Raw genomic sequence first — 13,705 nt, forward strand, 5'->3', positions numbered from 1 at the left:
ACCCTGCGGCCGCACCTTCGACGGAGGGATCAACGGCTCCGCGATCTCCCACAACCCGTCCGGAACAATCCAACTCCACGTACCCCGCCCCATGACCAGACCAACGAGCAATCACCACGTAGGACACGGTCTTAGTCGAGCCTCATCCACGCGGATGATCTACACCACCCCGATCCAGGCCACGAGCCACGCCCTACGGGCGGCGGGCCAGCAGATGGGTGTCGAGGAAGCCCCGCTCGGACGCTGGGTCGTGGAGCAGTCGGGCGAACGTGACGAGTCCGGCCTCGGCGAGAAGCCCGGCGAACCGGTCCGCCGGCCAGCTATAGGCGGGCGTCACCTTATGGTCGAAGCGGACCGGCTCCGGTCCCTCGGTCCCGAAGAGGGACACCAGGAGCAGACCCCCTGGTGCCAGGACACGCACCTGCTCGGCGAGCAGCGCGGGCAATTCTCCAGGTGGGGTATGGATCATCGAGTAGTGGGCCAGCACTCCGCCGAGCGCACCGTCCTCGACCGGCAGGGCCTCCATCCGCGCCTCATCGAACCGCAGCGCCGGATGGGCCCGCCGGGCGTGGGCGACCATCGCCGGGGAGAGGTCGAGCCCGAAGGCGTCCAGCCCCAAGTCATGCAGCATCGCCGTCACATGACCGGGGCCGCACCCGACGTCGGCTACCCGCAGGTTCCCAGTGCCACGCACGAGCTCGGCGAAAGTGCCGATCATGTTCCGCGCGAACGGGTGCGTCTCCAGCCCATTGGCGAACATCGACGCGTACAGATCGACGACCCCGTCATAGGCCGCCCTAGTCTCGTCCTGGTGTCCTAACACGGGAAGGAAACTAACACCCGCGCCGTTCGCCACCGTTCTCCGGCCCCACACCGGTTCCCTCAGGACTGATCGTCCCGTCACCTGATCACGGGACGCTCTCGTTAGTTCAGAGAAGAACTCGGTGGGGACGCGGTCGTTGAAGCAGACGCCCCACGCGGGCGGTCCGAAGGAGTCCTTGTAGGCGTTGATGCGCCAGAGTCCGTCGTCCTCGCCTTCGGGCAGGTAGCCCAGGCGTACGCGCCGGTCGGGCGCGCTCACGTAGACGTTGGAGTCCTCGTCGTACCGCAGTTCCCAGCCGAGGTCGAGCAGCGGGGCGAGGGCGGGGTCGCCGGTTCCGGTGGTGGAGGCGAGGTGGCGGGGCCAGACGTAGACGTCGCCGTCTATCTCGTGGTGCGGACCGGGCCGTTGCGTCATAGGTCCGCCCTCGTGGTGACCGTGATCTCGTCGGCGGCGGTGTCGAGGCGTTCGGTGACCTCGGCGGAGGTTCGGCCGGTGACGATGTAGAACCCGGCCCGGGCGGTGAACAGGTCGCCGTCGGGCGGCAGGACGAGCTGGTCGCCGATCTCTCGTATCCACTGCACCTGCCGCAGCCAGGAGGTGTGGGCGGCGAAGGGCTGGTTGATATGCCGGGCGGTGAGGGTGCCGGAGGACTCCGGGTAGAGCATGCGGATGCCGGCGGCTGCGCTGCGGGTCGGGGTGAGGTCCGGTGCTCGGCCGCAGGCGAGGTCGGCGGCAGCCCTGGGCAGGTCAATGCCGGTGGCGAGACGGACGAGGTGGCCGATCATGTCGCCGCCGATACGCGCGTTGACCTCGATCAGCCGGGGCCTGCCGTCCACCAGGCGCAGCTCGACGTGCTGCACCCCGTCGGTGATCCCCAGGGCCTTGACCGCAGCGGCTGCGGCCGGGGCGACCTGGTACAGGAGCGGGTCGGCGGCATCGACGGTGTGCCCGGTCTTGTCGAAGTACGGCGCGGAGCACAGGTGTTTGCGGGTCACGGCGACCGCCGTGGTCACGCCGCGGTGGGTGACGCATTCGACGGAGACTTCCGGGCCGTCGAGGTACTCCTCGACCAGGATCCCGGTGTCCTCGCGGCTGCGGCTCGCGCCGGCCGAGGCGAACGCGAACGCGGCGGGAAGTTCTTCGGGCTGGTCGACGCGGATCACGCCGATACTGCCCGCGAACGCGGCGGGCTTGATGACCGCCGGCAAGCCGATGGTCATCGTCGCCAGGCTGGCCTCCAGCAGGGTCCGCGCCCTCATCGAGGCGGCCGAGGGCACGCCGTGGCGGGCGAACAGGGTGCGGGCGGTGGCCTTGTTGCGGCAGGCGCGCATCACCTCGACGGACGTCGAGGACAGGCCGAGCGCGCGGGCGAGTCGGGCGGTGGGGATCAGATGCCACTCGTCCCAGGTGACCACACCCGCGAGGTCGTGGCGCTCGGCCAACGCCCGGCCGCCGGCAAGCAGCGCTGCGGGGTCGCTCAGATCGACCACGGTGTGGTCGACGATGAACGGCTTCTCCCACGACGGCTCGGTGCCGGTGAGCAGGACGACGTCGTACGCGGCGGCCACCTGCTCCAGGCAGTAGCCGCGATACGTCTCGTCGCCGGGAGAAACGACGAGCACGAGGGGACGAGCGGACAAGAAGAGGTTCTCCGTATCGGTGGACGGCGGGACGAGAGACGAAGGGGTGTCTCAGGCGGCACGGCGGCGACGCAGCTCGAACGCCGCAGTCCACTGCGGGTGTTCGCCGATCAAGCGGCGGGCGTAGAGGGCGGTGTAGTTGTTGTTCAGCCCCGCGACTCCGTACGGGAGCTGACGGCGCAGATCCTCAAACGGGTCCTTCAAGTTGACCCGAGTTGCGCCGGCGGCCAGGCGGCGGGCGACCAGGCGTTCCAGGGCCCGGTAGACGTGCGGGTTATGGGCGTCGAAAGCGTGAAACTGCTCGGTGATGGTGCGACCGGTCGCGCGGTGCGATCCGAGGACGGCGATGGGCATGCAGTTCTCCACAGGCTGGGGGCGCAGCGGGGTCAGGCGCGCAGGGCGGGATCGGTGCGCAGGCGGGCGAAGGCACAGAACAGGCCGAGGGCCTGCAGCGCGGCGCAGACGGTGATGGCGTGTCCCATCGCGTCGGGCGGGGTGAGGGCGGTGAGCACGCCGGCGACGGGGAAGGGCACCAAGAGGATGAGGATGGTCGCCGACAGAGTGCTGCCGAACTTCTCCGGAGGGATCAGGCGGGAGCGCAGGGTGCGCAGGACGACCGTCATGCCGCCTTCGCCCGCCATGAGGACCGCGACCAGGACCAGGTAGGACCAGTAGTCGGGGGCCCGGGCAGCGGCGAGACAGCCGAGCGAGGCGAGGACGGCGCAGGCGGCGCCGACCGGCCACAGGCCGAGGCGGTCGAGCGCGAACCGGCACAGCGTGACACTGATGAGCGTCGCTGCAGCAGCGGCGGACCAGACCAAGCCGACGGCGGTGGTGGACTGCCCGAAGTGCTGGACCACGATCACCGGACCAGCCGCTTGGAGCAGGCCGATGGCCAGGCTGGACAGGGTCAGCCCGGTCACGAGCCAGCCGAGCGCGGGCAGCGAGCGGATAGTGCGCCACCCGGTGACCAGTCCGGCGCCGGACTGCCCCTTCGGCGCACGGGCCGGTGCCACGGGCGACGGCGGCGTGCGCAGAGCGAGCAGCGCGGCAAGCAACGAGAGCACGGTGATCACCGCGAGCATCGGCGCTGGCCCGGCCAGCAGAAGGACTCCCGCGAGCGCCGGGCCTGCCAGGGTCGCGGTCTGGTCGATGCCGAGCAGGACGGCCTGGACCCGGTGGGCCCGTGCCCCTGCCCGGCGGCCGGCGGCAGCGCCCGCGGTCTCGGCCGCGATGTAACTGAACTCGGTGAGCACGCCGGTCGTCGCCGCCAGCACCATCACAGTCGCGCTCGCCACGGTGCCGGACGGGTGCAGATGGAGGAGGACCGCGCCGATGGCAAGGGCCAGTGCCCGTCCCACAGCGGCGAGGTGGAAGACGACGGCCGCCCCGCGTCGGTCGACCATCGTTCCGGCCCACCCGAACGCTGTCAGACGCGGGATCCATTCCAGGGCGAACGCCGCGCCGGTCAGCGCGGCGGAGCCTGTGGTCGCCAGCACCAGGAGCGGGATGCCGTAGGTCGACATCGCGAACGCCAGCGCGTCCGCCGTGCGCGGCAGGTAGATGCTGCGCATCAGCCCGGCGGTGTGGCGTGCGTGCCGGGGTGTGACCGCTACGCTCACGCGACCGGCTCAGGTTCGCACGCCTTGGCCACGTCGGGGTTGTCGGCCAGCCACTGGTTCAGAAGCGTGTGGAGACGGGCCAGGCCCATCTCCGCACCGTCGGCGCCCTCGGTGGCGAGCAATGGTGCCAGCAGGTCGAAGACGCGTCGGATACGGCTGCTGAACTCGCAGACGGGGGCCGGGACATTGTGGCGCCGGGCCCAGCGAGCCATCGCGTCATACAGAGCTGCCAACTCCAACCCTGTCTCGGTCAGTTCCAGACCGGCGCCCGGCGCGACCCGGACGAGGCCGTGGGCGCGGGCCGTGTCGGATGAGCTGCGCAGCTGGTGCGTGGCGAGGTCGGGCAGAGTGCTGGCCAGCCGTCGGGACGGTATGGCGCCGTTGTCGTCGATCTCGGTGATGAGACGGACCAGGGGCCGCGAGGCGAGCAGTTCGACCATGCGCTGCGCGTCGGCCGAGGTGAGAGGGGTGCTCATCGGCGCGGGCCTCCCGCCGGGATGACTGCCTTCGGGCGGGCGGTCGTGACGTGCGAGAAGAGGTCCCTGTTGTGCCAGGCGGGAGAGGATTGAGGTGTCCGAGCAGGTGGAACTGTCGTGGGGGCCGGCCTCGACTGGCTGCTGATCCACGGCCTTGGGGCGGGCTTCGCCTGCGGGCGCCCCCAGACCGGGTGCTGAGCGGCCTGGTCGAGGGGCTGCCCGGCGGACCACGCGGACAGAGTGCCGAGCACGGGGCCCAAGCCGTCGCCGGCCGCGGACAGCCGGTAGGGCCGGCCCATGCCGTCAGTGTCGACCAGGCCGTCGGCGACGAGCTGCCGCAACGGCGGATAGACGTTAGTCCAGTCGCTGCTGGGCATCACGATCCGGGCCAAGGCACGGCCGCTGACCTCACCGCGGGACTTCAGTACCCACAGGATGGCGGCGGCGTGGCGGCGGGTGAGCAGGGTGAGGCTGTCCTCGATCTGCTCGATCGAGGACAGCGGGCGGTCCGCCTTCTCCAGATGTTCCTCGGCCCAGGTGGCGAGCATCGGCAGGACCGGCAGCAGGGCCGTACCGCGGTTGGTGTGGCTATAGGTCACCTGCCGTGCGGTGATTTCAGTGCGTTCGACAAGCCCGGCGTCGCACAGAGACATGAGCTTGGGGTGGAGCTGGCCGTTCTGTAGCCAGGACACCTTGGCCGCCAGCTCGCCGTAGCGCAGCGGCGGGCCGGAGAGGGCCAGCATGATCCGGACGTTCCAGCGCGGGGTGATCATGGCGAGGGCCTCGGTGACCCGGGCGACGTCGGCGTCGGTGTCAGGGGGCAGACCGGTGATGGCCAAGGGAGGAACTCCTGGGTGAATAAAAGGGGGGGATCGCCTGCGGGTCACCGGCTGTGCGCAGGACTCGGCGCCGCAACAGGCGGAGCCGGAGCGGGCGCCGAGGGAGCTGGCGGGACCGACGTCGGGGCCGGGACGCGGGCCAGGCTCTGCAGGACGGCGGCGACCGACTTGGCCTGGACGTCGCGGACGGCGACGGCTTCGGCGAGCCGGCGTGCACCGTCGAGGAGGTGGGAGACCTCGTGCGGGCCGATCTGCCGCTCGGGGTGGATAAGCCGGGCGAGGTGGCCGCGGTGGAAGTCGATGCTGCGCTCGGCGAGGGCGAGGTCGTCGTGCATGCCGAGCAGGGCGGAGAGCATGCCGGGCGGCTGGCCCTGGGCGTGGGCTTCGAGGTCGGCGAGCGGCGCGCCGTACAGGTCCTCAATCCGTCCGGCTATGTCGGTGGCCGTGAGGTGGGGCAATCGGGGGCTTTCACGGTCGGCGGACTCGGGCCGCCCCGGCACGCTGGGGTGCCGGGGCGGAAGACGGGGGCAGGGTTACGGTGGCCCTGAGCTGTGCCGTGCGCACGGGCCGGGCCTGCTGAGCGGGCGGGGGCATGGTGCGCAGCAGTTCGCCGAGGGCGGCGCGATAGCCGTCGCGGGCCTCCAGTGCCGCGTCCAGCCACTGCGCGTCGAAGCGGAGCTTGTCCGCCGACAGTTCGCCCACGTCGCGCTCCGGATCCATGTCGGCGTGGACGCGGTCGCGGACGCGGACGACCTGCTCCTCGACCAGAGCAAGGAACGAGCGCAGCTCCAGAGCCCGGGCGAGCGCGGGCGAAACACCGTGGCCGGCAGCCGCCTCGTACAGCTCGGAGACCGGGTTCCCGAAGACCTTCTGCAGGTAGGCGTCCATGGTGCTGGCCTTGTCCCGGCTCATCGGACAGCCCTCATCGACCGCCACGCCGTCGCCGGCGCGGCTGTACCCGCAGGATGGTTAGGCGCGCTGGTCTGCACCGCTGGCCCGGTTCGAGGCCGAAGGCGGGCGAGGCGCTCTGCGGCGAGGTCCATCTTCCCCGGGGCGTCAGGGTCGAGGAGCCATCGCACGACCAGGGCACGGCCGTCGCGGGCGGTGACGGCTGCGTTCACCCGGTGGGCGAGGCCCATCGTCGGGTCGTCGACCTCGCTGGGCTGGGTCTGCAGCGCGGCGAGGAGGTCGTCCTCCGCGCGCTCCAGCACCAACTGGGCCTCGACGAGAAGGCCGTGCCACTTGACGACGTCGGTGGCGTCAGGATTCGCGGTCAGCGCGGCGGTGACCGCAGCCTTCAACTGGTCCATGCTCATGGCGAAGTGCACTTCGACCTGTTCGGTGAGCACGCCCACGACATCCTCAGACTCATCGGGTATGCCGTCGGACAAAAGAGAATCTCCTGTTCTGGATAGGCCGGTGCGCAGGGAATGGAAGGGGTCACGTGCTCGGCGACTAGCGCCGTTCCGGGACGTGCTGAAGTCCGTTTAGTCCAGGCACATGCGGACGTCGCGGTAGACGTACGTTCCGGAGACCCAGCCCTTGACGCCGGTCGTCTTGTCCGTGATGTAGACCCAGTTGCCGCTCTTCTTCGAGACGGTGAACTTGTGGCTCTTGTAGAGCACGCCGAGCGCCGTGGACTTCGAGCTGGCCTTGGACCGGGTGGTCACGGCCTTGGCGTGCACTGCGTACGGCAGGTACGGCGACTGGTCGTAGCAGTCGTTCGCGGGGAGAGCGGAGGCGGCGGTCGGTGCCGCGCTGGCGGTGGTGGCGGACAGTACCGGCAGGGCGAGTGCGCCGAGCATCGACGCGGATATGGCAATTCGGGTGGAGCGCATGCGGAAGAAGCCTCCGTGAAGGCGTGGGGGAAGGTGTGGAAGGGCGCCGCAGGGGTTGTCCTGGCGGCTGTATAAGAGTCCGGAGAATCGTCGGTTTGGCTAACCGGCGATCGTCGGCTATGTTTCGCCGCCCGCGTCGGACTCGGCGCTCAGCGCGAAAGGCCAGGCGGGCGCGCGGCAGGGGCTTTCGCCACACCGGCCGGGCGGCTGGCGGCGGCTGCCGGGCGGACCGGCGGGAGAGGGCCGGCCTCACCGGCAAGCCGGTCATCGCACCACTGCAGGGCCTCGCTCACCGTGTCGAAGCCGCCCTCGCGCAGGGTGTGCGTCCACGTCTCGGTGTCGACCTCTTCGACGATGACGCGGAATGGCGAAGGGGCTCGCTCGTCCCGGGCGCGCAGTGCCACGACGGTGACCATGTCGTCCGGGTCGTCGCTGGTGTAGGAGTAGCCCATGGCGTAGTGGTCGCCATCTCCGGCGAGGCGTCGCTCCAGAGCACGCGTGGACTCATCCGCTGGCGGTGGACCCCAGATGGAGTCGAGGCCGATTTCATCGTGCGGGCAGCCGCGGTGGATGAGCCAGGACTGCGCCATCGCGGCCAGCGGCAGCGGAGCCCGCTCGAAGCTGAACGTCTGCTACTCGTAATCCCGCTGCAGATACACGGCGAGCATCTGTGGCTCGCCGGGGATCCCATAGGTGGCGGAGCGGTCGAACAGGACGTAGTAGCTGTGCGGCCCGTCGTGGTGTTCAGCGAGAGGGACGAGCTCGTTCTCGCTGACGGCGACCTTGCGGCGGAAGGCGAGGTACATCTCCTCATCGGCGTCGAAATTGTCCAGGGCGAAGTCGACTTGGGGGATGGGCTTCCGAGCCGGAGCCCGTTCAGTGGGAGACAACAAGAGCCTTTCGGCGGAGTTCAGCGCCGCTGCGCCGGGGTGGATGGCAATGCGCCGGGTCCAGCCGGGACCTTCGGCACCTGCGTCGTAGGGCTCCGTCGGGCGGCGACCAGTGCGGCTCGTCCGGCGTCGGTGAGCGCGACGGGCTGACCGGCATGTACGGGGTGGCCGGTGTCACGGACGACCAGACCGGCGTCCTCCAGCCGCTGCAGCTTGGCGTGAGAGATGCGGGTGCCAGAGGCAGCGGTCACGGACACCCGGCCGGTCAGCAGGTGTTCGAATACAGCTTGGCGCCTCCGACGATGGCGAGCAGCGCCGCCTTGTCGTCCGTCGAGAGCTGCTGCGCGTCGGGCGCGGTGGACGCCGCTGCGGCTTCGATGGGCTCCAGGGCGGCGAGCATGTTCCGGGCAGCGGCGTCCCGAGCGTTGGCTGCCTCCGCCAGCTGGTCCACGGTGCGGCCGATGCGTGTGAACAGGGCACTGTCGACGTCGAACTCTCCGCTGGAAAGGCGGTTGAGGAGACGAAGGTAGAAGATGACACCGGTCTGGGTCTCGACCAGCTCGCGGTGCCGGTCGACCAGGTGGGCATGGGGCTCGTCGAGCACGCCGCGGTCGCGGTAGCCCCACAGGGTGTCGATGTCGTGGCCGGTGACGGCTTCGAGGCGGTGGTCGAGCGGGAAGACCGCACGCCGGGCGGGTGGCGGCGTGGGTTCAGGGGGCATAGGCGACCCTCTCCATGTGTTCAGCGGGTGTGATGGTGTGAGGTGTTCTGTGCGGGAGGGGGCAGACCCGGCAGTGCGGTGGGCGGCGGACCGGGCCGGGGCGTGGGAGTGAGGGTGGTCAGCTGCGGGGAACGGGAGCGTGCCGCGTGGGTGCGGGCGCTCAGCGGCCGACGGGTCATCCCCAGCCGGGCACCCACCGTGTCGTAGACGTCGTTGCCCGCCCGCGGCCGGATCGCGACGACGTGGATCTCCTTGTTATGGGTGGATTCCGCGGGCGCCGGGCGGACGGCGTAGACGACGCGCCAGTCCTTGCGGGAGTCCACGAACAGCTTCCGGAAGCCCTCCAGGTCACCGTCGAGACGCAGCCCGAAACGCTGTGCGTTCACGACTTCCTGCAGGTAGATGAGGGTGAGGTCGCGGATGTCGCTGGGGGCCTGGAGGAGATCGGTCAGCGCGCGGGGGTCGAAGCTCAGTCCGAAGGCGGGCTGTCCCGCTCCCGCGGTCATGACGTCGGCTCGTCCGGTTCGGCGGCTTCCGCCGTGGCCGTCGTCTCCGTGCGCACGGACGGCGGCGGGCCGGGCAGGAGACGGTGCGCGGGCCGGTCGGGAGAGGTCATGCAGGCCGACAACGGTCCGCCCGGGGCACGAATCGCCGCGACGGTGTGGGTGAGGAAGTCCCGGTGCCACACAAACATCCCGGACAGCCCGGCTTCAGGGTCCTTGTGCTGCTGGTAGGCCAGCCACAGGGAATGGAGCCAGGCCACGACGTCGTCGTGCTCCTGCCACTGCAGGCACCAGGGCGCCGCGGTGGTGACCTCCGCCCCGTAGACCGGGAGGAAGAAGTCGTCGACCCAGTCGGACAGGGCGTCGAGTTCGTCTTCGCGTTCCTCGCCGTCCAGTTCCAGGATCGGGCGGGGCTCCGGTGGAGCGGCTGCCGGCGTCCCGCCGGGTCCCGGCATGCCGAACGCGGCGAACGGTGATGCACCCGGTGCCGGGGCGGAGGCGAGATGGTCGATCTGCTGGGCCTGTTGCGCCGACTGCTCCATGAGGCGTCGCACGCTCGCCTCGATTCCCTCCAGGTGCTGATCCGGAAGGCGAATGGGCTCCAACTCTCCGTCCAAGGCTGGCTTTTCAGATTCGGGCATTGCGAAGTTCGGCCTCCAACGAGACATGGAAATACGGCGCCCTCGCGCGGCGCCGCCGACGGATCACTCGGAGTTCCGGCGGAATCCCGCCGACGGCTGCGCGTGGGGCTGGCCGCCTTGGCGACGGACAGGAGGGAGCAGGGATCAGGCGGTGAGAACCACGTCGTCCTGCGTGAGAGTTGCGCGGATCGTTTCGGTGAGCCGGTCGGCGGCGATCGACGCGTAGTGCTCAGTCTTCTCAACACCGATGAAGTCCCGGCCCTCCAGTAGGGTGGCCACGCCCGTCGAGCCGGAACCCGCGCAGAAGTCGAGCACCGTACCGCCCTCGGGGCTGATCTTGACCAGCTCGCGCATCACCTCGACCGGCTTCTGCGTGATGTGCTGGCGCTTCGCCCCCGAGGGCTGCGACGCCGAGTACATGCCGGGCAGATAGATCGGGTTACGGGAGCCGTCGATCGGCCCCTTGCTGGCCCAGACGATGAATTCACAGTTCTGGGTGAAGCGACCCTTCTGGGGCCTGGCCTGGGGCTTATGCCAGGCCAGGACACCGCGCCACAGCCATCCGGCGGCCTGGATCGCGTCCGTCGTGGTCGGAAGCTGGCGCCAGTCGGTGAAAAGCAGCGCCGTCCCGCCGGTCTTGGTCAGACGGTGGGCTTCGGTCATGATCTGCGTTAGCCAGAACGCGTAGGACCTCTGGTCCATGTTCTCGCCGGTGAAGTCGGCAAGGTCGTTCTTGGAGTCGGCAGAGGTGTACTTCTGCTTCGCGGAGCGGGTGGTGCGCTCCTTCGCGGTCCGACCGCCGGAGTTGTACGGCGGGTCAGTGATGACGGAGTCGACGCAGCCGTCCGGAAGGCCGGACAGAACGGCCAGGGCGTCGCCCTGGTGCAGGGAAAAAGGCAAAGAGGAACCCCGATTCGGGTGCGGAAACGCGGAGGGAAACAGCCGCCTCGCGCAGGAGTCCTCGCGGACCGGAAGTGGGCATGCAGAAGCCCAGGGCCGCAGACCGAGGAGGGCGAGGGGAGTCCAAAAACTGTAGAGGCGAAAGCGCCGACGACCAAGAAGTGCCTGCCGAGGTATCGGTGTCCGGCACCTCACGCCGCCTTTTTGGTCAACCGCCGATCCGCGCCTACTGTTTTTGAACCGCCCGGCGCACACCGCCGCTGGCTACCCCTGCCACACCGCACGGGGGTAACCCCCTGCCCCGGCACACCTCGCTCACGGCCCGGCCACGCGGAGCGAGCGGCAACTCGCCCCGCACCGGCCCACCTCTGATCGTCCACCTCGGCTGCCGCGCCCTTCCGAGACGCCTCGCGCACGCGGCACACCGGACACCGAACCCTCCAAGGACACGCTCATGACGTCTCGCTACCCACCCATGCCCGAAACCGCTGATCGGCGAGCGGCCCACTCGGGTTGAAGGGGCTCGCCGCCGGTATCGGCACCGTCTTCCTCTCCCCCATCCTGCTAGCCGGCACCGGCATGATGCTGGCCGCCTCCGCCAGCGCCGTGCAGAGCAGCAGCACCGTCAGCAAATGCCGGACCGACATCGACACCGACAAGGTTGCCGACCAGGTCACCAAGATCCTCGACGGCGCCTCCGGCAAGGACGTGCACGTCGAGGGCTTGGACCTGCCCGCCGAACAGGTCCCTAACGCACAGACGATCGTGGCCGCTGGCCTCTCCCTCGACGTCCCCGAAAAGGGGCAGATCGTCGCGCTCGCGACGGCGATGCAGGAGAGTCGGCTGCGCAACCTCTCCTCCGGAGACCGTGACTCGCTCGGCTTGTTCCAGCAGCGTCCCTCCGAGGGATGGGGCAGCGCCCAGCAGATCCGCGATCCGGTCTATGCCTCCGAGCAGTTTTACAAGCACCTGCTCAAGGTGGACGGCTGGCAGCAGATGACCGTCCCCCAGGCCGCCCAGGCCGTGCAGAAGTCCGGACTGCCGGATGCGTACGCACAGTGGGAGAAGCTGGCCACCGCGCTGCAAACCGCCATCGCCAAGACCTTCCCCGGCGGCGGTGACGCGGACGGCAAGGACACGGACCAGGACAAGCAGTCGGCCACGACCGGCACCACCGGCTGTGCTCCGGGTAGGGACGGCTCCGGCTTCGGCCACATCCCCGAGGGGAGCGTTCCGAAGGGCTACTCGATCCCCAAGGACGCGGATCCGAGGGCGCGCAAGGCCATCGCCTGGGCAATGCAGCAGCTCGGCACGCTCTACCAGTGGGGCGGATCCTGCACGAACTCGCACGGTCCCGACCCCATGGGCCGCTGCGACTGCTCCAGCCTGATGCAACAAGCGTACGCCCACGCCGGCGTCACGCTCACGCGCACCACGTACACACAGGTGGGCGAGGGCAAGGCCGTCTCCGCCAAGAGCCTCCAGCCCGGTGACCTGATCTTCAGCCGCGGCAGCGCCGCACGGCCCGAGCACATCGGCATGTACATGGGCGAGGGTCTCGTGATCGAGGCGCCACGCACCACCAAGCCGGTCCGGATCACCCCGATCAAGGACTGGACGATCCTCGCCGCCCGCCGCGTCCTCTGACGCCGCCCCGCCCGGCCTCGCCCCGGGCGGCCCGCGGCAAGTTGCACGCCCTTCGCGCACCTCCCCCTCCGCCTTCACCTCCCCCGCCAGCTATCGCCTGGCCCGTGTATACAAGGAGCCCCGCCACGCCCATGTCCCTCCCTCTCCCAGACCGCGTCTTCCAACTCGCTTACGATCCCGGAATCTCGCCCAAGGGCGGTGGTTTGCCCGGCCTGAGCGTGCTGAAGAACGTCGTCAACAGCATCAACATGTTCGGGATCACCGCCGTCGTCGGCGCGCTCGCCGTCTCACTCGGTGTCTGGGCCTGGGGCCACCACACCGGTGGCCACCAGGCTGAAGCGAACGGGAAGAAGGGCGCCGTGGTCGCCGCCGGGGCCGCTCTCGGTCTGGGCGCCGCGAACGGCATCGTGGCCTTCTTCTCCGGCCTGGGGTCGCAGGTCCACTAATGCGAAAACGACTCCCCGTCCTCTCGCTGTCCTCTTACGGCGTCGGCTGGTCGGCCAACCGGCGCATCGTGATCGTCGCTGTCGCCGTCGCCGTCCTGCTCGCCATCGCCGCCACCGTCGCCGTGCTGACCGGAGGCGGGAACAGCCACCACGCTCGGGACACCGCAGCACCTGCCCCGACCGGCAGCCCGTCCTCCTCCGAGGTCGCACCCGAGCCTTCCTCTGGATCCGGTTCGATGGCCAAGCCTCCGCAGATCGCCGAGCCGGTCGCCTTCGCCAAGGCAGCGGCCGAGATGCTGTGGTCCTACGACACCCGTGACACCAGCCGCGATCAGCAGCTCGCGGGCATGCGCACGTGGGTGACCAAGGAGACCAAGTACGCCGACTGGGCCTCGGTCTCCGGCCAGGTCCCCGACCCGGTGCTGTGGTCGCGGATGGCCGACCAGGACCAGCACGCCACCGCCCACGTCACCGAGGGCCACTACCCCTCCGCTTTCCAGCAGGCGCTGGCCGAGGACCCGTCCGCGATCACCGAGGCGTACGTCTATGTCGTCACCGTCAACGGCAAGCAGCACATCGGCTGGAAGACGGGCGGCGGCGGAGCCGAGGACCGCGCCGTGACCCTGGCGGTGCAGTGCCGGCCCCACGACGACTGCTCCCTGGCCGCCATCGCTCCCCAGGTCACGCAGTGACCTGCCCCGACTGAGAAAGGAGGACAT

At 69.8% G+C, this 13,705-nt stretch carries 16 protein-coding genes and 4 pseudogenes; 3 read left to right on the forward strand and 17 right to left on the reverse strand.

Features of this window, described 5'->3' with window-relative positions; all coding sequences use genetic code 11:
- From NMK44_RS39045 to NMK44_RS39125, 17 genes and pseudogenes are all read right to left on the reverse strand, one after another.
- Window positions 1-93, reverse strand: a pseudogene (locus tag NMK44_RS39045) (IS5/IS1182 family transposase); the annotation flags it as partial.
- A 100-nt stretch (window positions 94-193) separates the two neighbouring features.
- Window positions 194-823, reverse strand: a complete 630-nt coding sequence (locus NMK44_RS39050; protein ID WP_254752550.1) for a class I SAM-dependent methyltransferase — start codon at window positions 821-823, stop codon at window positions 194-196.
- A gap of 111 nt (window positions 824-934) precedes the next feature.
- Window positions 935-1,237 (reverse strand): annotated as a pseudogene (locus tag NMK44_RS39055) (DUF317 domain-containing protein); the annotation flags it as partial.
- A complete protein-coding gene (locus NMK44_RS39060; RefSeq protein WP_254752457.1) occupies window positions 1,234-2,463 on the reverse strand; it encodes an ATP-grasp domain-containing protein in 1,230 nt (409 codons plus the stop codon). The gene NMK44_RS39060 and the pseudogene NMK44_RS39055, both read right to left, overlap by 4 nt.
- A gap of 51 nt (window positions 2,464-2,514) precedes the next feature.
- On the reverse strand, window positions 2,515-2,817 hold the full coding sequence (locus tag NMK44_RS39065) for a hypothetical protein (RefSeq protein ID WP_254752459.1): 303 nt from the start codon (window positions 2,815-2,817) through the stop codon (window positions 2,515-2,517).
- Between the two features lie 32 nt (window positions 2,818-2,849).
- Complete coding sequence (locus NMK44_RS39070; RefSeq protein WP_254752461.1) at window positions 2,850-4,085, reverse strand: MFS transporter; 1,236 nt, start codon at window positions 4,083-4,085, stop codon at window positions 2,850-2,852.
- Entirely contained in the window at window positions 4,082-4,561 is a 480-nt protein-coding gene (locus NMK44_RS39075) for a regulator (protein ID WP_254752463.1), read from the reverse strand. Before NMK44_RS39075 ends, NMK44_RS39070 begins: the two co-directional genes overlap by 4 nt.
- Window positions 4,558-5,400, reverse strand: coding sequence for a winged helix-turn-helix transcriptional regulator (locus NMK44_RS39080; protein WP_254752465.1), 843 nt, complete (start codon window positions 5,398-5,400; stop codon window positions 4,558-4,560). Before NMK44_RS39080 ends, NMK44_RS39075 begins: the two co-directional genes overlap by 4 nt.
- 44 nt (window positions 5,401-5,444) lie before the next feature.
- Window positions 5,445-5,858 carry a hypothetical protein gene (locus NMK44_RS39085; RefSeq protein WP_254752467.1) on the reverse strand — a complete coding sequence of 138 codons (414 nt, stop codon included), beginning with the start codon at window positions 5,856-5,858 and terminating at the stop codon, window positions 5,445-5,447.
- Window positions 5,859-5,868: 10 nt separating this feature from the next.
- Window positions 5,869-6,312, reverse strand: a complete 444-nt coding sequence (locus NMK44_RS39090; protein ID WP_254752469.1) for a hypothetical protein — start codon at window positions 6,310-6,312, stop codon at window positions 5,869-5,871.
- On the reverse strand, window positions 6,309-6,791 hold the full coding sequence (locus NMK44_RS39095; RefSeq protein WP_254752471.1) for a hypothetical protein: 483 nt from the start codon (window positions 6,789-6,791) through the stop codon (window positions 6,309-6,311). The genes NMK44_RS39090 and NMK44_RS39095 overlap by 4 nt, the downstream gene beginning before the upstream one ends.
- Before the next feature lie 96 nt (window positions 6,792-6,887).
- Window positions 6,888-7,238, reverse strand: coding sequence for an SH3 domain-containing protein (locus tag NMK44_RS39100; RefSeq protein WP_254752473.1), 351 nt, complete (start codon window positions 7,236-7,238; stop codon window positions 6,888-6,890).
- A gap of 149 nt (window positions 7,239-7,387) precedes the next feature.
- Window positions 7,388-8,131 (reverse strand): annotated as a pseudogene (locus tag NMK44_RS39105) (hypothetical protein).
- A 17-nt stretch (window positions 8,132-8,148) separates the two neighbouring features.
- Window positions 8,149-8,849, reverse strand: a pseudogene (locus tag NMK44_RS39110) (hypothetical protein).
- Between the two features lie 20 nt (window positions 8,850-8,869).
- Window positions 8,870-9,355, reverse strand: coding sequence for a hypothetical protein (locus tag NMK44_RS39115; protein WP_254752475.1), 486 nt, complete (start codon window positions 9,353-9,355; stop codon window positions 8,870-8,872).
- Window positions 9,352-9,894, reverse strand: a complete 543-nt coding sequence (locus tag NMK44_RS39120; RefSeq protein ID WP_254752552.1) for a DUF4913 domain-containing protein — start codon at window positions 9,892-9,894, stop codon at window positions 9,352-9,354. The genes NMK44_RS39115 and NMK44_RS39120 overlap by 4 nt, the downstream gene beginning before the upstream one ends.
- 243 nt (window positions 9,895-10,137) lie before the next feature.
- Window positions 10,138-10,893 (reverse strand): DNA-methyltransferase, encoded by a 756-nt coding sequence (locus tag NMK44_RS39125; RefSeq protein ID WP_254752478.1) that lies wholly within the window; start codon window positions 10,891-10,893, stop codon window positions 10,138-10,140.
- Window positions 10,894-11,406: 513 nt separating this feature from the next.
- Here NMK44_RS39125 and NMK44_RS39130 point away from each other — a divergent pair.
- The 3 genes from NMK44_RS39130 to NMK44_RS39140 all read left to right on the forward strand — a co-directional run bounded on the left by NMK44_RS39130 (window position 11,407) and on the right by NMK44_RS39140 (window position 13,678).
- Window positions 11,407-12,540, forward strand: coding sequence for a C40 family peptidase (locus NMK44_RS39130; protein WP_254752480.1), 1,134 nt, complete (start codon window positions 11,407-11,409; stop codon window positions 12,538-12,540).
- Window positions 12,541-12,671: 131 nt separating this feature from the next.
- Entirely contained in the window at window positions 12,672-12,986 is a 315-nt protein-coding gene (locus tag NMK44_RS39135; RefSeq protein ID WP_254752482.1) for a DUF6112 family protein, read from the forward strand.
- A complete protein-coding gene (locus NMK44_RS39140) occupies window positions 12,986-13,678 on the forward strand; it encodes a hypothetical protein (protein WP_254752484.1) in 693 nt (230 codons plus the stop codon). Before NMK44_RS39135 ends, NMK44_RS39140 begins: the two co-directional genes overlap by 1 nt.
- The last annotated feature ends 27 nt before the right edge of the window (window positions 13,679-13,705 follow it).

The sequence above is a fragment of the Streptomyces cucumeris genome, assembly GCF_024295805.1.
GTDB lineage: Bacteria > Actinomycetota > Actinomycetes > Streptomycetales > Streptomycetaceae > Streptomyces > Streptomyces cucumeris.